This is a genomic window from Mycobacterium sp. UM_WGJ (genome assembly GCF_000455125.1).
In the GTDB taxonomy this organism is placed as follows: Bacteria; Actinomycetota; Actinomycetes; order Mycobacteriales; family Mycobacteriaceae; genus Mycobacterium.
Window position 1 is genome coordinate 47,233 of sequence record NZ_AUWR01000052.1, and the last position, 18,580, is coordinate 65,812.

General features: G+C 69.2%; 18 protein-coding genes. 6 read left to right on the forward strand and 12 right to left on the reverse strand.

Annotated elements, in window-relative coordinates:
* Positions 1–9 precede the first annotated feature (9 nt).
* A complete protein-coding gene (locus N416_RS0115550) occupies positions 10–1,332 on the reverse strand; it encodes a class I SAM-dependent methyltransferase (RefSeq protein WP_024443024.1) in 1,323 nt (440 codons plus the stop codon).
* 74 nt (positions 1,333–1,406) lie between these two features.
* Here N416_RS0115550 and N416_RS0115555 point away from each other — a divergent pair, with 74 nt between their 5' ends.
* Positions 1,407–2,648, forward strand: a complete 1,242-nt coding sequence (locus N416_RS0115555; RefSeq protein ID WP_024443025.1) for an FAD-dependent oxidoreductase — start codon at positions 1,407–1,409, stop codon at positions 2,646–2,648.
* Positions 2,649–2,654: 6 nt separating this feature from the next.
* Here the strand turns inward: N416_RS0115555 and N416_RS0115560 are convergent, their stop codons facing one another.
* From N416_RS0115560 to N416_RS0115570, 3 genes are all read right to left on the reverse strand, one after another.
* Positions 2,655–3,959, reverse strand: a complete 1,305-nt coding sequence (locus tag N416_RS0115560; RefSeq protein WP_024443026.1) for a class I SAM-dependent methyltransferase — start codon at positions 3,957–3,959, stop codon at positions 2,655–2,657.
* Entirely contained in the window at positions 3,956–5,335 is a 1,380-nt protein-coding gene (locus N416_RS0115565) for an FAD-binding oxidoreductase (RefSeq protein WP_024443027.1), read from the reverse strand. The genes N416_RS0115560 and N416_RS0115565 overlap by 4 nt, the downstream gene beginning before the upstream one ends.
* Before the next feature lie 107 nt (positions 5,336–5,442).
* Complete coding sequence (locus tag N416_RS0115570; RefSeq protein ID WP_024443028.1) at positions 5,443–6,207, reverse strand: Rv3717 family N-acetylmuramoyl-L-alanine amidase; 765 nt, start codon at positions 6,205–6,207, stop codon at positions 5,443–5,445.
* A 118-nt stretch (positions 6,208–6,325) separates the two neighbouring features.
* On the opposite strand from N416_RS0115570, the gene N416_RS0115575 reads away from it, so the two are divergent.
* From N416_RS0115575 to N416_RS0115585, 3 genes are all read left to right on the forward strand, one after another.
* Complete coding sequence (locus N416_RS0115575; RefSeq protein ID WP_024443029.1) at positions 6,326–6,661, forward strand: YbaB/EbfC family nucleoid-associated protein; 336 nt, start codon at positions 6,326–6,328, stop codon at positions 6,659–6,661.
* A complete protein-coding gene (gene recR / locus N416_RS0115580; protein WP_024443030.1) occupies positions 6,662–7,273 on the forward strand; it encodes a recombination mediator RecR in 612 nt (203 codons plus the stop codon).
* Between the two features lie 160 nt (positions 7,274–7,433).
* Complete coding sequence (locus N416_RS0115585) at positions 7,434–8,291, forward strand: hypothetical protein (protein WP_024443031.1); 858 nt, start codon at positions 7,434–7,436, stop codon at positions 8,289–8,291.
* On the opposite strand, the gene N416_RS0115590 is transcribed toward N416_RS0115585, so the two are convergent.
* The 7 genes from N416_RS0115590 to N416_RS0115620 form a co-directional block, all read right to left on the reverse strand.
* A complete protein-coding gene (locus tag N416_RS0115590; RefSeq protein ID WP_024443032.1) occupies positions 8,288–9,469 on the reverse strand; it encodes an NAD(P)/FAD-dependent oxidoreductase in 1,182 nt (393 codons plus the stop codon). The two genes, N416_RS0115585 and N416_RS0115590, sit on opposite strands and share 4 nt — an antisense overlap.
* Positions 9,466–9,648 (reverse strand): rubredoxin, encoded by a 183-nt coding sequence (locus N416_RS0115595; protein WP_024443033.1) that lies wholly within the window; start codon positions 9,646–9,648, stop codon positions 9,466–9,468. The genes N416_RS0115590 and N416_RS0115595 overlap by 4 nt, the downstream gene beginning before the upstream one ends.
* Positions 9,645–9,818 carry a rubredoxin gene (locus N416_RS0115600; RefSeq protein WP_024443034.1) on the reverse strand — a complete coding sequence of 58 codons (174 nt, stop codon included), beginning with the start codon at positions 9,816–9,818 and terminating at the stop codon, positions 9,645–9,647. Before N416_RS0115600 ends, N416_RS0115595 begins: the two co-directional genes overlap by 4 nt.
* Positions 9,818–11,041, reverse strand: coding sequence for an alkane 1-monooxygenase (locus N416_RS0115605; RefSeq protein ID WP_024443035.1), 1,224 nt, complete (start codon positions 11,039–11,041; stop codon positions 9,818–9,820). The genes N416_RS0115600 and N416_RS0115605 overlap by 1 nt, the downstream gene beginning before the upstream one ends.
* A gap of 106 nt (positions 11,042–11,147) precedes the next feature.
* Complete coding sequence (locus tag N416_RS0115610; RefSeq protein ID WP_036458203.1) at positions 11,148–12,416, reverse strand: CdaR family transcriptional regulator; 1,269 nt, start codon at positions 12,414–12,416, stop codon at positions 11,148–11,150.
* A 13-nt stretch (positions 12,417–12,429) separates the two neighbouring features.
* Positions 12,430–13,143, reverse strand: a complete 714-nt coding sequence (locus N416_RS0115615; RefSeq protein WP_024443037.1) for a type 1 glutamine amidotransferase — start codon at positions 13,141–13,143, stop codon at positions 12,430–12,432.
* A complete protein-coding gene (locus N416_RS0115620; protein ID WP_024443038.1) occupies positions 13,136–14,362 on the reverse strand; it encodes a Mur ligase family protein in 1,227 nt (408 codons plus the stop codon). The genes N416_RS0115615 and N416_RS0115620 overlap by 8 nt, the downstream gene beginning before the upstream one ends.
* Before the next feature lie 189 nt (positions 14,363–14,551).
* Here N416_RS0115620 and N416_RS0115625 point away from each other — a divergent pair, with 189 nt between their 5' ends.
* A complete protein-coding gene (locus N416_RS0115625) occupies positions 14,552–15,550 on the forward strand; it encodes a DEDDh family exonuclease (protein ID WP_024443039.1) in 999 nt (332 codons plus the stop codon).
* 107 nt (positions 15,551–15,657) lie between these two features.
* Positions 15,658–16,764, forward strand: a complete 1,107-nt coding sequence (locus N416_RS0115630; RefSeq protein WP_024443040.1) for an alpha/beta hydrolase fold domain-containing protein — start codon at positions 15,658–15,660, stop codon at positions 16,762–16,764.
* Here the strand turns inward: N416_RS0115630 and N416_RS0115635 are convergent.
* Positions 16,746–18,566: a sigma-54-dependent Fis family transcriptional regulator gene (locus N416_RS0115635; RefSeq protein ID WP_024443041.1), complete on the reverse strand. Its 1,821-nt coding sequence runs from the start codon at positions 18,564–18,566 to the stop codon at positions 16,746–16,748. The genes N416_RS0115630 and N416_RS0115635 overlap by 19 nt on opposite strands.
* Between the last annotated feature and the right edge of the window lie 14 nt (positions 18,567–18,580).

Consider the following 18,580-nt stretch of genomic DNA (forward strand, 5'->3'; position numbering starts at 1 on the left):
CTCGGTCCGCTAGGGAGTCCACCAGGGCCGTAGCGGCAGACCCCCATCCCCGCCCTGCTGGTCGACGTTGCCGGCCAGCACGTGGTGTAACTGACACTGGTTGCGCTCGAAGCCGATCACCGCAGCCGCCATGTACAGGCCCCACACCTTGGCGCGGCCCAAGCCCACTTCGGCGACAGCCTCGTCCCAGTGGTCCACCAGGTTCTGGCACCAGCCGCGCAGCGTCTTGGCGTAGTGGAGCCGGAAGTCCTCCTCATGCAGGACCTCGAGACCGGTCTGCTGGATCTCGGCGGTGATGCTTCCCACGCCGGTGATCTCGCCGTCGGGGAAGACATACCGGTCGGTGAACGGGTCGCCCTTGTAGACGGAATTGTCCGCAGTCGTGATGCAGTGGTTGAGCAGCAGGCCACCGGTGCGCAGCTTCGATTTGAGGAAGCGGAAGTAGGCCGGGTAGTTCTTCACCCCGATGTGCTCGGTCATGCCGATCGACGAGACGCCGTCGAATTCGGTCTCGCGCACGTCCCGGTAGTCGCAGTGCCGGACCTCAGCGAACTCGGAGAGTCCTTCCTCGGCGATCGCCCGCTGCGCCCAGGCGACCTGCTCTGCAGCGAGGGTGACGCCGAGTGCGTGGACCCCGCGGCGCGCGGCGTAGCGCACCATGCCGCCCCAGCCGCAGCCGACGTCGAGCAGGCGATCGCCGGGCTTCAGCCGCAGCTTCTCGAAGATCAGCCGGTACTTGTTCTCCTGGGCTTCCTCCAGCGTCGCGTCGGCGGACGGGTAGATCGCGCAGGTGTAGGTCATCGACGGGCCCAGCACCCACTCGTAGAAGGTGTTCGACACGTCGTAGTGGTGATGAATCGCGTCGGCGTCCCGAGACTTGCTGTGCCGCAGCCCGCTGGCGTTGCGACGCCATTTGGGTGGCGCCTCCTCCGGCGGCGGAGCGACCGGCTTGAGATTCCTCAGCCCGATGGAGCGGACGATATTGGCCATATCGCGCGCCGACGGGCGTTTGAATTCGAGATCCGCCATGGCGTTGAGCACGTCGTAGGGATTCCCCGGGTGGACGCCGCACAGTTCCAGGTCACCCGAGATGTAGGCCCGGGCTATGCCGAGTTGGCCCAGTGAGGTGGCCAGGTAGTTGGTCGCCCGCGGATTCAGCAGTTTCACGCCCAGTTCCGCGTCGCTGGGCCCGACGCTGCTGCCGTCGTAGGCAGAGATCTTCAGTGGTGGTGGCTGCCCCCCAGCGGCCAGTAGCACCAGAATCTCGGCCAGCCCCAGCTTGCCGTTCGCGGTGGTGGTGTTCGTGCTTTGGTTGAGTGTTTTGACCGCCATGATCTAAGCCCCCCTTGTCCAGATGCGAGTAACCGCTCGGGCGTCACCTCAAACTCGCGTAGCGTTGCACCGCGATGGGAGAGAGAACCGAGGCAACCACCTGCGCGATCGTCGGTGGCGGACCGGCAGGCATGGTTCTCGGGTTGTTGCTGGCCCGGGCCGGTGTGCAGGTAACGCTGCTGGAGAAGCACGCCGACTTCCTGCGCGATTTTCGTGGCGACACCGTGCACCCCACCACCCTGCGCCTCCTCGACGAGCTCGGGCTCTGGGAGCGCTTCGCGACGCTGGCGCACAGTGAGATCCACCAGGTCAGCCTCGACATGGCCGGGCGCGGCGTCACGGTGGTCGACTTCGGTCGGCTGCGCCGCCAGCCGCATCCCTACATCGCGATGGTGCCGCAGTGGGACCTGCTCAACCTGCTCGCCGAGTCCGCACAGACCGAGCCGACGTTCACCCTGCGAATGCAGAGCGAGGTGACCGGACTGCTGCACGAGGAAGGCCGGGTGGCCGGAGTGCGCTACCGCGATACCGAGGGCACCGGCGAGCTGCGTGCCGATCTCACGGTCGCCTGCGACGGGCGCTGGTCGGTGGCGCGGCATGAGGCGGGCCTGCACTCACGCGAGTTTCCGGTGAACTTCGATGTGTGGTGGTTCCGGCTGCCGAACGACCGCGCCGCCCAGCCCACCTTGTTGCCCCGCCTCGGGCCCGGGCGGGCCGCGATCATGATTCCGCGGGACAGCTACTTTCAGGTCGCCTACCTGGGCCGCAAGGGCACCGACGCGGACAAGCGGGCGCGCGGTATCGAGGCATTCCGCCGCGACGTGGTGGAGCTCATCCCCGAGGCGGCGGACTCGGTGGAGGCGCTGCAGAGCCTGGACGACGTCAAACACCTTGATGTGCGGCTGAATCGGTTGCGGCATTGGAGCATTGACGGCTTGTTGTGCATCGGCGACGCCGCACACGCCATGTCGCCGGTGGGTGGGGTCGGCATCAATCTGGCGGTGCAGGACGCGGTGGCCGCCGCCACCATCCTGGCCGAGCCGCTACGGCACGGCCAGCTGACCGCCGGGGACCTGGCTGCCGTGCAGCGCCGCCGGGAGCTGCCCACCGTCGTCACCCAGTCGGTGCAGCGGGTGGCGCACCGGGCGCTGAACCCGATCTTGCGCGGAAAGAACCTCAGCCCGCCGGCGAGCGTGGGCACGCTGTTCGCGGTGTTGCCCTGGCTCTCGGCGATTCCGGCATACCTGGTCGGGGTGGGCGTGCGCCCGGAGCGGGCACCGGCCTTCGCGCGCCGCCAGAACCGTCAGAGCCGCTAGGGTCGGCTAGGGCCGCCACCACGGCCGCAGCGGCAGGCCGGCGCCGTCGCCGCCGTTGACCGCCAGCGCGTGATGAAGCTGAATGCCGTTGTGCTCGAAGCCCAGCCGGGAACCGGCCATGTACAGGCCCCACACCTTGGCGGTGGCCAGCCCGACCTCGGCCACCGCGTCGTCCCAGTGCGCCACCAGGTTGGCGCCCCAGTCGCGCAGGGTCAGCTCGTAGTGGTTGCGCAGGTTCTCGGTGTGCAGCACCTCTAGGCCGACGTCTTGGATCTCGCTGATGATGCGGCCGGACCCGGCCAGCTCTCCGTCGGGGAACACATAGCGGTCGATGAAATCGCCTGCGGTCGCACTGGATTTGTTGTCCGCCCGGGTGATGCAGTGGTTGAGTAGCAGACCGCCGGGACGCAGCTTGGACTTGAGGAACCCGAAGTAGGCGGGGTAGTTGGCCACCCCGATGTGTTCGGTCATACCGATCGAGGAGACCGCGTCAAATCCGGATTCGCCGACGTCGCGGTAGTCGCAGTGGCGCACCTCGGCCCGATCGGACAGGCCGGCGTCGGCGATCGCGCGCTGCGCCCACTGGGCCTGTTCGGCCGACAGCGTCGCACCGATGGCGCGCACCCCGTGCCGTGCCGCGTAGCGCACCATGCCGCCCCAGCCGCAGCCCACGTCGAGCAGCACGTCGCCGGGGCTCAACCGCAGCTTGTCGAAGACCAGCCGGTACTTGTTCTCCTGGGCCTGCTCCAGCGTGGCATCCGGAGTCGGATAGACCGCGCAGGTGTAGGTCATCGATGGTCCCAGCACCCAGGCGTAGAAGTCGTTGGATACGTCGTAGTGGTGATGAATCGCCTCGGCGTCCCGAGACTTGCTGTGCCGCAATCCTTCCGCGATACGTCGCCAGCGGGGGAGTGCCTCCTGGGGCGGCGGGGCGATCGGCACCAGATGTTCGATCCCGATCGAGCGCACGATGTTGGCCAGCACTCTGGGCGAGGGCCGTTTGAAGTGCAGCTCGTCAGCCAAGGCCTTGAGCAGCCGATAGGGATCCCCGGGATGCACACCGTGCAGCCCCAGATCACCGGAGATGTAGGCCCGGGCCATCCCCAGGTCGCCGGGAGCGGTGGCCAGATAGGTGGTGCCCCGCGGGGTCAGCAGGTCCAGGCCCAAGGGGGCGTCGTCGGGGCCGGTGCTGCTTCCGTCGTAGGCGGTGAACCGCAGCGGCAGGTGCCCGTCGGTGGCCAGGGTCTCCAGCACCTGGGCCAGGCTCAGCCTGCCGGTCGAAGTGCGTATCTGCTCGCTGTCGATCGTCATCGTCGTCGCACCGCCTTGGCGTAAAGGTCCAGTAGCCGCGAGTCGGGGTCGTAGGTCTTCTTGATCCTCCGATAGGTTTCACCGCCGTAGAGTTCGTCAAACTCCGCGGCGGTGTAGTAGGAGTCGGAGTACAGCGACTTGTGGCCGTCGAGCTCGCTCACCTTGGCCTCGATCAGTCGATTGGTGGCTCCCTCGGTGGCGCCGGCCGGGACCGACGACCAGAACCCGACGTTGACGTAGGTGCGATTGGACCGGATCGGGTACAGCGGCCACTCCTCGTCGCCGCGCAGCCGGAGCGGGCACAACCACACCGGCTCGATCGGGACGTGAGCGAAGAACCAGTCCAGGAACTGCCGGCAGCGCTCCAGCGGGACCTCGATGTCCTGCACCACTCGCTCACGAGGCGGGCGGTGATGCCGCTTCTCGATCCGGTCGGCGATGCCGAAGCGCTGGTCGTAGGCGATCAGCTTCGAGTAGACACTGCTACGGCGGTAGCGCCGCGGCCACCACCGGCGCACCAGGGGACGCTGAGCGCCGAACGCGCGCGAGCACCAGAACCAGTCGGTGTCCCAGCGCCAGAGGTAGTCGTGGATGGTCAGCCGGTCGTCTTTGATCCCGTGCGCGTGCCGGATCGAGCGGTAGTAGATCTGCTGGCCGGTGTAGTCGCTGACGGCGCCGGGAGAATCCGTTGCGATACCGACACACAGGTAGCTCTCCCGGGGGTCGAACACCACACCGTCGAGGTAGTCCACCGGAACGCCTTCGAGCCCGCCGGTATCGATGATGCGGTCCATCGTCGCGACCAGCTCATCGAGGGAATCGAAGCGGATGTGCCGCAACGCGACGAACGGCTTGACGGCCTCCAGCTCGATCCGCAGCCGCGTCGAATACCCCAACGTGCCATAGGAATTCGGAAACGCGTGGAACAGATCCTCATGCTGGTCGCGCGATATCGTCAGCAGCTCGCCGTCGCCGGTGAGCACGTCCATCTCCAGCACCGACTCGTGGGGAAGCCCGTTGCGGAACGACGCCGACTCGATGCCCAGGCCGCTGACCGCACCGCCGACGGTGATCGTCTTGAGCTGCGGGACCACTAACGGCGCCAGGCCGTAGGGCAGGGTGGCGGCGACCAGATCTTCATAGGTGCACATGCCGTCGACGTCGGCGGTGCGGTTCTCCGGGTCGACGGCGATGACGCTCACCAGGCCGGAAGTGTCCAGACCGGGGGCTTGGCGCTTCGCGCGGGCCCGAAACAGGTTGGAAGTGGGCTTGGCCAGCCGGACCGATTCGTCGGCCGGGATGTTGCGGTAGCTGTCCAGCAGCCGTCGCACCCCCCGCGTGTGGGATGTCGGTGTATCGGCCGGCCGAACGGACATCACTTCCTACGCTAACGGCGGATCGGCGGTTCCGCACGCCACGGCCGGCTTCGGGTCTTTCGCGTCGGCCCTCGCTGAACCTGCGTCGGCCCTCGCTGAACCGCCGGTCAGGGCAGCTGCGCTTGACTGCTCAAAAAACTGGCGATGCCGCGCGCCACGGCATCGGCGTAACGCTGGCGGCCCGCAGGACTCTCCATCAGGGCCGCATCGGTGGCGTTTTTCATGTTGCCCAGCTCGACGAGGATCGACGGGTATTCGGCCAGGTTGAGCCCGGCGAGGTCGGCGCGACCCTTCAAGCCGTCAGTGCCGATGTAGTTGGCCGGAGGAATGCCGGCGGCCTGCAACTGACTGCGCATGATCTGGGCGAACCGCACCGCGGGACCCTCCTGCGCCGGGTTCAGCGGAGGTGCGGAGTAGTTGACGTGAAATCCGCGGCCGGCCGGCTGTCCGCCATCGGCGTGGATGGACACGATGGCATTGGGGTGCAGCGCATTGGCCGCCGCGGCACGTGCGTCGATGCACGGCGCCGGCCCGTTGTCGTCGCCTCGCGACATCGCGGTGCGGACCCCGGCTGAGTTGAGGGCCTGGCGGATCCGCAGTGTGGTGTCCCAGGCGAAGCTGTGCTCGGGATACCCGGAGTTGGTCGCGGTGCCGCTGGTCTGGCAGTTCTTGGTGCCGCCCCGGCCATTGGGCACCTGACGTGACAGGGCAGCGGGGTCGCCCGCGCCGCTGTGCCCGGGGTCGAGGAACACGATCATGCCGGCGATGTTGCCGGGGGCGGCTGAGGACGGCGGGGCGCTCGGCACCGCGGCGGCCACCACCAGGCCGGCGGTGATCGCGATACCGACACGGACAAGAACTGGTACGCGCACGCCGCCAACGTAGGCCGGGGCCGACTACGCTGGAATTCTCACACGCACCGGGTCTCGCAGCTGAAACCAAGCCGCAACCCAGTCGAGACCACGCACACGACAACGCAAGGGGAGTGTCATGCAACCAGGAGGCCCGCCCGACATGTCGGCGTTGCTGGCCCAGGCTCAGCAGATGCAGCAGCGACTGCTGCAGGCGCAGCAGGAGCTGGCCGTCACCGAGGTGCACGGGGAGGCCGGAAACGGCCTGGTCAAGGTCACCTCCAACGGCAGCGGCGAGGTGCTCGCGGTGCACATCGACCCGAAGGTCGTCGACCCCGAGGACATCGAGACCCTGCAGGACCTGCTCGTGGGAGCGCTCGCGGACGCCTCGAAGAAGGCGCACACGCTGGCCCAGCAGCGGCTCTCGCCGCTGGCCGGCGGCATGGGCGGCGCGCTCGGCATGCCGGGAGCCTAGGTGTTTGAGGGTCCGGTTCAGGACCTGATCGACGAGCTGGGCAAGCTGCCGGGCATCGGCCCCAAGAGTGCCCAGCGGATCGCGTTTCACCTGCTGTCAGTGGAGCCGCCGGAGATCGACCGGCTCACCGCGGTGCTCACCAAGGTGCGCGACGGGGTGCGGTTCTGTGAGGTGTGCGGCAATGTCTCCGACGCGGAGCGCTGCCGGATCTGCGGGGACCCCCGCCGCGACTTCGCCCAGATCTGCGTCGTCGAGGAGCCCAAGGACGTCGCGGCCATCGAGCGCACCCGGGAGTTCCGCGGCCGCTACCACGTACTCGGCGGCGCGCTGGATCCCTTGTCGGGGATCGGGCCGGAGCAACTGCGGGTGCGTGAGCTGCTGAATCGGGTCGGGGAGCGGGTCGACGGGGTTGACGTCAGCGAGGTGATCATCGCCACCGACCCCAACACCGAGGGCGAGGCCACCGCCACCTATTTGGTGCGGGTGCTGCGTGACATTCCCGGGCTCAGCGTGACGCGGTTGGCGTCCGGTTTGCCGATGGGCGGCGACCTGGAATTCGCTGATGAGCTGACTTTGGGCCGGGCCTTCACCGGCCGCCGCGCCATGGCCTGACCCGTCTCTCCCGCGAGCCCCGGGGGTGCCTCCCGCGAACCCCGGGGGTGCCTCCCGCGAGCCTGTAGTTAGCGCGGCCGCTACTCGCACTTTCTCGCGCCAACTACAGCCTCGCGGAGGTTCGAGGCCAAATGTCGGTGCGTGGGACCAGCATGTCGCCATGACGGCGGCATTTCTGGGCAGCGAAGCGCTGGCGCAGGGCGTTGTGACCGAACACGAGCTTCGGCGCTGGCACCGGGCCGTCTTCCGGGACGTCTACGTGCCTGGCGGGCATGAGCTCACGGTCCGTGACCGGATCGAGGCGGCGTGGCTGCGGTCGGGGCGCAAAGGCGTGATCGCGGGAGTCGCGGCCTCTGCGTTGCATCACGCCGATTGGGTTGACCTCGACATTCCCATCGAGTTGATCTGGTCCAATACCCGCCCACCGCGCGGCCTGATCGCCCGCGATGAAACCCTGACCGACGACGAGATCACCCAAGTCGCCGGCATACCGGTCACCACACCTGCCCGCACCGCCTACGATCTTGGCCGCCACCTGCCCCGCGGCAAAGCGCTGGCCCGGCTCGACGCCCTGGCCCGGGCCACTCCGTTCGGTACCGAGGACGTGCTGCTGATCGCCAAGCACCACCGCGGTGCACGGGGTTCACGCCGGCTGCGCTCCGTGTTGCCGCTCGTCGACGCCGGCGCCGCCTCACCCAAGGAGACCTGGCTGCGGCTACTGCTGATCGACGCAGGTCTGCCCACCCCGACCACCCAGATCCCGGTGTGCGACCGCCGCTACTGGCCGTTTGCATGGCTTGATCTGGGGTGGGAGCGCTACAAAGTGTCCGCCGAATACGACGGGGAACACCATCAGAAAGATCGTGCGCAGTACGTCAGAGACCACCAGCGTCAGCGCAGACTGGAACGCGCGGGCTGGATCAACATCCAGGTGATCAACGAGGACAACCCCCAAGAGACCGTCCAACGCGTCACCGAGGCGCTCCACGCCCGCGGGTGGCGCCCCTCACACCCCTAGGCCGGCTGCAGCACGTCGGTGATCGCCACCCCGGCGGCGATCCCGGCTCGGGCCGTCCGCACCTTCTCCGGGATACCGGCGCCCACCACCGCGACCAGTACCCCGGCCCGCTCGTAGTAGGCCAGGAAGCGGCGACCGTCATCGTCGACCACGTGCACGGTGTCGCCGGCGCGCGGCCGTCCCAGGCACTGAATTTTGACGTCGTACTGGTCGCTCCAGAAGTAGGGTACGCCCGGGCTCACCACTGCTTCCAGGTTCAGCATCGCCGCCACCAGGGTCCTCGCCTGCTCGGCGACGTTGCTCCAGTGCTCGACGCGGATCTGGCTCCCGGTCGCATCCCGCCAGGACGCCACGTCGCCGATCGCCCACACATCGGGGGCGCTGGTGCGCCCGACCGCGTCGCAGACGACACCGTCGGCCACCGCGATATCACTGCCGGCCAGCCAGTCGCTGGCCGGGCGTGACCCGATGCCCACCACCACCAGATCGGCCGCCACCACCGAGCCGTCGGAAAGCGTCACCGACTCGACGCCGTTGCCGCCGGAGACGGCGTCCACTGTCACGCCGGTGCGCACGTCGACGCCCTCATCGCGGTGCAGCCGGGCGATCAACGCCCCGACCTGCTCGCCGAGCACGCCGGCCAGCGGTGCGGGCTGCGGCTCCACCAGCGTCACCTGCACACCCAGGCCGCGCAGGCTGGCGGCCACCTCGCATCCGATGAAGCCGGCGCCGATCACCACGGCGCGGCGTGCGCTCGCGGCCCGGCGCTGCAGCGCCACACAGTCGTCGAGCGAGCGCAGCACGCAGAGGCCGTCCAGGTCGCCGAACGCCGCAATGCGGTTGGGCACCAGGCCGGTGGCGATCACCAACTGCTGGTAGCCGATCAGCTGTCCATCGGCCAGCTCCACGGTGTGCGCCGCGGCGTCGATACCGAGAGCCGGGACACCGAGGCGCAAGGTGATGCCGTTGTCGTCGTAGAAACTCGCCGGTTTCAACGCTATGCCTTGTGGGTCCTCCACCTCGCCGCGCAGCATCTGCTTGGACAGCGGCGGCCGGTCGTAGGGCGGGTGAGCTTCGGCGCCGACGATCGTGATCGGGTCGCCAAAGCCGTTGCGCCGAAGCTGTTCGGCGGTGCGTACCGCCGCCAGGCCCGCCCCGACGATGACCACTCCGCTCACGGCCGGACCACTTCCACCATCTCGAAGTCCGCCTTGGCCGCGCCGCAGTCCGGGCAGCTCCAGTCCTCGGGGATGTCGGCCCAGCGGGTGCCGGGCTCGATGCCGTCTTCCGGCCAGCCCAGCGCCTCGTCGTATTCGAAGCCGCACTGCAGGCACCGGAACAGTTTGTAGTCGCTCATGAGTTCACTCCGATCACTTCGAAATCCAGCTTTTCGCGTACCGCGCAGTCCGGGCAGGTCCAGTCGTCGGGAATCTGCTGCCACGGCGTGCCGGCCGGGAATCCCTCGCGGGGTTCCCCGTTGACCTCGTCGTAGCGGTAGCCGCAGCCCGGGCATTCATAAACCGCCATCAGGCCACCGCCCCGTAGCGAGCCAGTACCTTGCCGCGCACCCGGGGGTGGATGTTGGCCCGGGTGATGTCACCGGCGTAGTGCTCGAGCACCCGGTGATCCATCAGCTTGCGCCACACCGGCGGGAAGTAGGTCACCCCGATCAGCGCTCCGTATCCGGCCGGCAGGTTCGGCGAGTCGTCGAAGCTGCGCAGCGTCTGGTAGCGCCGGGTGGGGTTGGCGTGGTGGTCGCTGTGCCGCTGCAGGTGGTAGAGGAACAGGTTGGTCACCATGTGGTCGGAGTTCCAGCTGTGCTGCGGTGTGCAGCGCTCGTAGCGGCCGCTGGCCTGCTTCTGGCGGACCAGCCCGTAGTGCTCGAGGTAGTTCACCGACTCCAGCAGTGACGACCCGTAGATCGCGTTGATCAGCACGTAGGGCAGCAGCGCCACGCCGAACACCGCGATCATCACGCCCCAGAACAGCACCGACATCGCCAGCGCGTTGACCACGTCGTTGTCCGCCCAGGTCCGCGGGTTCCACGGGCTCTTGCCGGTCCGGCGGACCCGCTGGGCTTCCAGCTCCCACGCCGAGCGGATGCCGCCGAAAGTGCTGCGCGGCAAGAACTCCCAGAATGTTTCACCGAATCGGGCCGACGCGGGGTCCTCGGGGGTGGCCACCCGGACGTGGTGGCCCCGATTGTGCTCGACGTAGAAGTGGCCGTAGCAGACCTGGGCCAGGGTGATCTTGGCCAGCCACCGCTCCAGCGACTCGCGCTTGTGGCCCAGCTCGTGGGCGGTGTTGATCCCGACCCCCGCCACGGTCGCGGTGGTGAGCGCGACCCCGATCTTGCCCAGCCAGCCCAGTGACCCGTCGAACCCGAGCCAGCCCAGGTCCGAGGCGGTGAACAGGTAGGCGCCGAAGATCGCGCTGGCGTACTGGAAGGGGATGTAGGCGTAGGTGGCGTAGCGGTAGTACTTGTCGTTCTCCAGCGCCGCCATCGCCTCATCCGGCGGGTTCTGACCGTCGGCGCCGATCCAGAGGTCCAGCGCCGGTAGCAGCACGTAGAGCAGGATCGGCCCGATGTACAACGGCAGCTGCGCCGCGGTGTGCAGGCCGGCCTGGTTCAGGGCCCACACCAGCGGCAACATCAAAAACAGCATGGTGGGCACCACCAGGCCCAACAGCCACAGGTGACGCTTCTTGTCCTGCCAGAGCTTCGGTTCGCTGGCCATCTCGGTGCTCATCGCGTTCAACCCCTCGCCTCGGTCACACCACGTGTTTTCGGATGTGCCTGACATTAGGGAGCGCCGCAGCCTCGCCGCTCGTCCCGCGCGGCCGGAATTCGGCCGACTATTCGTCTCCGGGAGACAACACCGCGGTGCCGTACCACTGACACAGCAGCAGGGCGATCTCGACGTCTAAGCGATCGCCGGCGATCGGGCGGCCGCGGCGCTCGACCGCCCGCTGCACTCGGTACTTCACGGTGTTGACATGAAAATGGAGTTGCTCCCCGGCCGCCTTGAAGCTGGATCCGGTTCGCAAGAACACCCGCAGGGTGTCGCGCAGCCGGCCGTCGCTCTCGGTGGCGCAGGCCAGCGGGCCGAGCACTTCGGCGACCCAGGCCCGCGCGGCAGTCAGGTTGTCGCCACCGAGCAGGGCCGCTGCCCCAAGCCCGGGGTCGCGGGCCGCACTGACCCGATTCGCGCTTTCGCCGGAGGCGACCGCCAGGGCGTTCGCCGCCAGCGCCTGCTGGTGCGACCGGCGGAACCCCTCGACTCCGGGCAGCGGATCGCCGATCGCCACCCACGGCTCGCCTTCCGCGGCAAGCGCGCAGGCGCGGATCTGTTCCACCACGTCGTCTGCGGCGTCCGAGGACAGCGGAAGCCACGCCCACCCGCATGCGCTGTCAGCCGGGACGAACAACGGAGACCCGTGCACCGGCAGCGTCTCGGCCAGGTTCTTGACGAAGGCCTCCGCCGCCGCCAGCCGGTCGCCGGCCGAGTCGGGGTACCACACCACGATCCCGGCGTGGGTGCGCCGCAGCGGGTAGCGGATCGCGGTCGTCATCGCGTCGACGTCCAGGCTCTCGTCGGCGAGGATGTCGCGGACCCGCAACGCGCGCACCGCGTTTCGGCTCTCCAGCCAGCGTTCCCGTTCTGCCTGATAGACGGCCGACACCTGCTGCGACATCTCGTCGATATAGCCGAACATGATCGTCGACATGGTGCCGAGCACGCTCAGGCTCAGGTCGGGTTCCAGCGCGGCAGAACGGATCTCCTCCAGCACCAGCTGCAGCGCCACCGAGTGGCCCAGCCGGTAGCCGCGCACCAACGCGTTGACCGGCACCCCGCGCTGCGCCAGCCGGCGGGCGTGTTCCAGGGCGACCGGCGGTGCCGCGATGTCAGCCACCGGAATGTTGTGCCGGATCGCCGAGAAGTACGTGTCGACGTTGGCCGACACGGTCTCATGCAGCAGCTGCAGCAGCGACGAATCGCTGGTGAGGTCCGGCGACTCCTTGGCGACCAGATCCTCGATGACCCCGATGGTGCCGGCCAGGCGCTCGTCGAGGCGCTGGGAGATTGCGATCGCGGCCTGGGCGACGGCGCTCTGATCGGTCATGGTCAGACCGTAGTCAGACCCGCCGGGGCGCAGCCAGCCGTTCGCGGCGCAACGCGTCCACTTCCGGCAGCTCCAGGGGCGCCAGGTCGCCGACCACCTTCGACAGCAGCAGATCGGCCAGTTCCGGGTTGCGGGCCAGGCACGGCCCGTGCAGATAGGTGGCGACGACGCTGCCCTGCACCGCGCCGTCGTAGCCGTCGCCCGCCTTGTTGCCGGCACCCTTGGTGACCGCACTCAGCGGCGCGGCGTCCGGCCCCAGCACGGTGCCGCCGCGGTGGTTCTCGAAGCCGGTCAGTGGCGCCGACAACCCCGCCAGCAGCGGCGTGGCCACCACCTCGCCGATGGTGCGCGACTCCTGCGGAGAGGTGGTCACATCGAGCAACCCGACGCCGTCGACCCGCTCACCGGCCGAGGTCTCATACCAGTGCCCCAGCACCTGAATGGCCGCGCAGATCGCCAGCACGGGCGCTCCGCGCGCCGCCGCGCGCTGCAAGCCCGGGTGGGTGATCAGGTGCCGGGTGGCCAGTCGCTGTGCGTAGTCCTCGGCGCCGCCCAGGGTGTAGAGGTCCAAAGACTCCGGCACCGGTTCGGCCAAGGTGACCTCGACGATCTCGGCGGGAATCCCGCGCATCAGCAACCGTTGACGCAGCACCACCGCGTTGCCGCCGTCACCGTAGGTCCCCATCACGTCGGGCAGCACCAGCCCGATCCGAACGGTGTCAGCCATCACCCAACCTCCGCTGCAGCGCCAGGAACGCGGTGTAGTTGGCCACCACCTCGACCGGCCCGGGCGGGCAGGACGCGATCGCCGCGAGGGTGTCGTGCACCAGGGTGTGCTGTACCCCGGCGTAGCCCAGCCGCACGGCCAGGTCGGTGCCGCGCTCGCCGGCCGCCACCACCGGCACAGTGTCGAAGTGCTCGAAGCGCACATCCCACAGCCAGGACAGGTCTTCGCCGTCGGGCACCTGACCGTTGACAGCGATCACCACCCCCGCGGCATGTTTGTCCACCATCGACAGCGCCTCCTGCCAGCCGGCCGGGTTCTTGGCCAGCAGCATCCGCAACGTGTGCTCGCCGACCCGCACACTGCGGTAGCGGCCGGCCACTTCGTCGACCGCGGAGACCGCGGCCACCGCTTTGGCCGGATCGGCGCCCAGGGCGACGGCGGCGGCGACGGCCTGGGCGGCGTTGCCGCGGTTGACGGTGCCGGGCAGGGCCAGTCGCATCGGCAGCACCAGCCCGTCCGGTCCGTAGAGCGCGTCGTCGTCGAACCACCACTGCGGGGCGGGACGGCTGAACTCGCTACCGCTGGAGCGCCAGTGATCCTCCTGGCGGTCGATCACCTCGCCGCTGCGCGGGCAGCTGACCGAGTCGCCCGACCAGCCGGCACGCGCGGCGACCCAGACCACGTTGGGGCAGTCGTAGGCGGCCGAAGTCATCAGCACGTCATCGCAATTGGCGACCACCACCGTCTCCGGATGACGGGCCAGGCCGCTGCGCAGCGCGCGCTCCACGGCGTTGATCTCGCCGACCCGGTCCAACTGGTCCCGGGACAGGTTGAGCAGCACCACCACGGCCGGCGATACCGCATCTGCGACGTGCGGGACGTGCATCTCGTCGACCTCGAGCGCCGCCAGTTGCGCGGTGCGGTCGGCGGCCAGCGCCGCAACCAGCCCGGCGTCCATGTTGGCGCCCTCGGAGTTGGTGGCCACCGCGCCCAGGTCGCTCAGTGCGGCGGCGAGCATGCGGGTGGTGGTCGACTTGCCGTTGGTGCCGGTGACGATCGCGGTGCGTCGCCCCGTGCCGAGCTGACGCAGGATCGATCGGTCCAGGGTCATCGCGATCAGACCGCCGATCATCGCGCCCGCACCGCGGCCGGTCACGCGCGACGCCCACCGGGCGCTCGCGCCGGCGGCCAGGGCCAGGCGTCCTCGGGCGGTGATCACTCGGGAAGTTTAGGGCGACCCGCTGCGCGCGGCGCGGGCGCCGTGCTTGCGATCGCCCTGGGAAGTTTAGGGCGACCCGCTGCGCGCGGCGCGGGCGCCGTGCTTGCGATCGCCCTGGGAAGTTTAAATTGCCCCGACACGGGCCCTTGCCGCCCGGCCATCGTCCGACCCGCATGCCATCCTCGTCACATGAGTGCTCGGTGGGGCCGACCGGCTCGCGAACCCGGCGACGGCTGGGTCGTGGTCGATGTCGAGACATCGGGGTTTCGGCCCGGGCAAGCGCGGGTGCTCAGTGTCGCCGCGTTGGCGCTCGACGCCGACGGCCGGGTGGAGCAGTCGGTGTCGCACCTGCTCAACCCGGGCACCGACCCCGGGCCCACCCATGTGCACGGGCTGACCGCGGAGATGCTGGCCGGGCAGCCGCAGTTCGCCGACGTGGTCCACGAGGTGGTCGCACTGCTGCCGGGGCGGACCCTGGTGGCCCACAACGTGGCGTTCGACTACACGTTCCTGGCGGCCGAAGCGGAGATGGCCGGTGCGGTACTGCCCGTCGATTCGGTGATGTGCACCCTGGAGCTCGCGCGGCGGTTGGACCTGGGCCTGCCCAACCTGCGGTTGCAGACGCTGGCCGCGCATTGGGGCGTCGTCCAGACCCGCGCGCACGACGCACTCGATGACGCGCGGGTGCTGGCCGGGGTGCTGGAGCCTGCGCTCCAGCGCGCCCGGGAGCGTGACGTGTGGTTGCCGGTGCGGCCGGTGACTCGGCGCCGGTGGCCCAACGGCCGCATCACCCACGAGGAACTGCGACCGCTGAAGGCGCTGGCGTCGCGGATGCCCTGTGCCTACCTCAACCCGGGTCGCTACGTGCGGGGACGCCCGCTGGTGCAGGGCATGCGGGTGGCGTTGTCGGCGGAGTGCACCCGCACCCACGAGGAGCTCGTCGAACGCATCCTGCACGCGGGGCTGGCCTACAGCGACGTCGTCGACGCCCACACCTCACTGGTGATCTGCAACGAGGGCCGCCCCGAACAGGGCAAGGGTTACCTGGCGCGCGAGCTGGGCGTACCGATGGTCTCGGACCAGGACTTCATGGCGTGCGTGGGCCGGGCGGGCGGGGTCGTCTCCGGTACCGACATCGAGGAGTTCGTCGATTCCGGGGCGGCCGGCGAGCAGATCTCGCTGTTTTAACGCGTCGCCGCGACGCGAAATGTCTCATTTTGGGACATCGGCAGGTGAACAGCTTCCCCCATGCTGTTAACCGTGACGAAACATTCGCGGCGCCCGGCAGGACAGCGATGACCACCGCTGTGCGTACAGACCGGCTCCCCGCCGACGTGACCCCGCTGGCGGGCTGGGCCCGTCGGAGCGCGTCGAACCCCGCCCACCACCGGGATCCCGCGATGCTGGACGAGGTGGTGGAGAACGGGCCCAGCCTCGCCGGCCAGCTGGCCGGTTTGGCCGCGCGTCTCAGTATTCGGCCCATCCTGGCGATCGGCGCTCAACTGCCGAAGGCGCCCTGGCCATGGGGCCTGTTGGACCACGCTGCCCGGGTCGTCCCCTCCGCCCCGGGCAGCGTTCGCCGCACGGTTCGGTTGGCACGCTGCACGGCGCGGCTGGTCCGCGCCGCCGGTGTGCGGCCCGCCGACGGCACCGGCCGCGTTGTGCTCTACCTGCACGGCGGCGCGTTCTTGACGTGCGGAGTCAACACCCACGATCGGATGGTCACCACGCTGTCGAAGTATGCCGACAGCCCGGCGCTGGTGGTCAGTTACCGGATGATCCCCAAGCACTCCGTCGGCGCGGCGATCGACGACTGCTACGACGGTTACCAGTGGCTGCGCAGTCAGGGATACGCACCGGACCAGATAGTGGTGGCCGGTGACTCCGCGGGAGGCTACCTGGCGCTGGCGCTGGCGGTACGGCTGCTCGATGAGGCAGAACAGCCCGCCGCCGTCGTCTGCATGTCGCCGTTGACCCAGATCGCCAAGGCGTCCAGGCGCGAGCACCCCAACAGTGCCACCGATGCGATGTTCCCCGCCAAGGCCTTCGATGCGCTCGTCGACCTGATCACCCACGCCGCCAGGCGCCGGGGCGCCGACGGCACGCGCGAGGAGATCTTCGAACCGCTCGACCACATCGAGTCCGGGCTGTGCCCCACCCTGATCCACGTGTCCGGGTCCGAGGCCATGCTGCACGACGCCACGCTGGTGGCGAACAGGCTGGCCGGCGTCGGTGTTCCGGTCCAGCTGCGGGTGTGGCCCGGTCAGATGCACGTGTTCCAGATCGCGCCGATAGTGCCGGAGGCCAACCGTTCGCTGCGGCAGATCGGTGCCTACATCCGTGCGGTGACCGATTGGGCGGCGGTTCCGGAGGGAATCGACGACTACGTGGTGATCCCGTAGGTCTTCAGCTTCCGGTACAGGCTTGACCGCGACATTCCCAGCTGCGCTGCGGCGGCCACCCGGCTGCCGTTGGCCTGTCGCAGGGCGGTGACGATCGCGTCGCGCTCGATGACTTCGAGCTGAGTCAGGGCGCGGCGGGACACGCTCTGGCAGTAGCCGGGCAGATCGGTGTCGGTGAGCTCGCCGACCTGACGTTTGCGCAGCGCATGTTCGAGGGCATCGCGCAGTTCAGCGATGTTTCCCGGCCACGAATAGCGGCCGATGAGCCGGTGCGCTGCCGGGCCGAGCCGCACCCTGCGCTCGCCTGCGATCCCGCGCAGCAGCGCGGCGGCGATGCCCGGCAGGTCGTCGGTACGGTAGCGCAGCGGTGGCACCGTGATCGCTGCGTCGAAATGCCCCAGGAGCGCACCGAGCGCCGGCGCCGACCCGTCCGGGTCGTGGGACACGGTGGCGACCCTCCAGCTGGGTGCATCGACCGATTCGACCACCGCGAAATACCTGTCCAGCGCGCCGATGTCCTCCGCGTCGGCCTGGTCGACGTTGCGGGCGATGTACAACGTGGGCTGGCCCGAATCGTTGGGTAGCGGACCGTCCTTGCCGTCGTTGGCGTGCCGTCCGGCGTCTACCGTCACGATGCGACCACCGGGATGGACCGACTGGAAAAGCTGCGTCGCCAGGGTGAATTTGCCCACCCCGGCCTCACCGACCAGCAGGACAGGCATCAGGTTCTCCAGTGCGTCGCGCAGTTCGCCGCAGGCCCGCACCCAAGCCGGCGAGCGGCCGCTGGCCAGGGACTGCGGCGACCCGAAGAGCGTGGGCACCTCAACCGGCAGCACGGCGGGCACGGGGGACTGCCCGGCGGCCCCGGCACGACCAGACCTCACCGGTTCGGCGATCATCAGCGTCCCGGCGACCTGCGCGCCGGCGAAGACACGGGTCCCGCGAATCCGCACGACGCGTTGGCTGCCCGGCAGGACGACGGTGTCGCTGGCGCGTTCTCTGCCGGCCAGCAGGAACGTCGCGTGGTCGCGGAGCACCTGCTGTTCCGCGGCGTCGAACATCTGCTGGGCGGCGGGGCTGGCGATCAGCAGCGCGGTGCCGAAGGCGAACACGGCCGCGCGGTTCGACCGGGCGGTGACGCGGAGGTAGGCGTCGAAGACGGCCTGTTGTGTCTGGCTGCGGTCGAGCAGCAGGTTGCGGCTGATCTCCTTTGCGGCGTTCTTGACCAGAACGTGCATGACGGGGTTCCACGCCTGGGTCAGGGTGGCGATTGCCACGACGCCTTCGACGCGGCCGGTGACCGGGTCGAGGATCGGAGCGCCGCAGGCGGCGAAGTTCTCCAGGCTCTCGCTGTAGTGCTCCGGGCCGACGATGCTGGCGGCCTGGCCTGACTCGAAGACGGTGCCGGCCCCGTTGGTGCCCACGGCCGCCTCCGAGAAGTCGAATCCGGGCGCGTACTGGACCCGGTCGAACAGCCGGGTGGCCGTCGAGGAGGAGTCGATCCGTTGGACGACGCGCACTTTGCGGTCGGTCAGGCCGATGGCCAGCGGCAGGTGCGCGGCGGAGGTGTCGTCGCCCAACTGCTCCAGCACGGGGCGCGCGGTGCGCGCCAACAGCGAATCGGTGTCGACCGCATCGGTGAACGTGCTGATCGGGCGAATGACATCCACGCCAGCATCCCGGCTGCGCTCCCACGAAGCGACAACCAGGTCGGAGACTCCCGCGACGCTTGGCCTGCCGAACTCCAGGAATGCCATCCGGTCGGCGGCAGCCCTCAGCAGCGGGTTGTCATCCCCGGACATCGCGTCACTCGCGT

Coding starts and splice junctions, on each gene's coding strand:
- N416_RS0115615 (WP_024443037.1), bottom strand. CDS start 13,143: ATGGCTGACACCGTTCGGATCGGGCTGGTGCTGCCCGACGTGATGGGG.
- N416_RS0115575 (WP_024443029.1), top strand. CDS start 6,326: ATGCAACCAGGAGGCCCGCCCGACATGTCGGCGTTGCTGGCCCAGGCT.
- N416_RS0115565 (WP_024443027.1), bottom strand. CDS start 5,335: ATGTCCGTTCGGCCGGCCGATACACCGACATCCCACACGCGGGGGGTG.
- N416_RS0115630 (WP_024443040.1), top strand. CDS start 15,658: ATGACCACCGCTGTGCGTACAGACCGGCTCCCCGCCGACGTGACCCCG.
- N416_RS0115595 (WP_024443033.1), bottom strand. CDS start 9,648: ATGAGCGACTACAAACTGTTCCGGTGCCTGCAGTGCGGCTTCGAATAC.
- N416_RS0115625 (WP_024443039.1), top strand. CDS start 14,552: ATGAGTGCTCGGTGGGGCCGACCGGCTCGCGAACCCGGCGACGGCTGG.
- N416_RS0115550 (WP_024443024.1), bottom strand. CDS start 1,332: ATGGCGGTCAAAACACTCAACCAAAGCACGAACACCACCACCGCGAAC.
- N416_RS0115555 (WP_024443025.1), top strand. CDS start 1,407: ATGGGAGAGAGAACCGAGGCAACCACCTGCGCGATCGTCGGTGGCGGA.
- N416_RS0115605 (WP_024443035.1), bottom strand. CDS start 11,041: ATGAGCACCGAGATGGCCAGCGAACCGAAGCTCTGGCAGGACAAGAAG.
- N416_RS0115560 (WP_024443026.1), bottom strand. CDS start 3,959: ATGACGATCGACAGCGAGCAGATACGCACTTCGACCGGCAGGCTGAGC.
- N416_RS0115610 (WP_036458203.1), bottom strand. CDS start 12,416: ATGACCGATCAGAGCGCCGTCGCCCAGGCCGCGATCGCAATCTCCCAG.
- N416_RS0115635 (WP_024443041.1), bottom strand. CDS start 18,566: ATGTCCGGGGATGACAACCCGCTGCTGAGGGCTGCCGCCGACCGGATG.
- N416_RS0115585 (WP_024443031.1), top strand. CDS start 7,434: ATGACGGCGGCATTTCTGGGCAGCGAAGCGCTGGCGCAGGGCGTTGTG.
- N416_RS0115600 (WP_024443034.1), bottom strand. CDS start 9,818: ATGGCGGTTTATGAATGCCCGGGCTGCGGCTACCGCTACGACGAGGTC.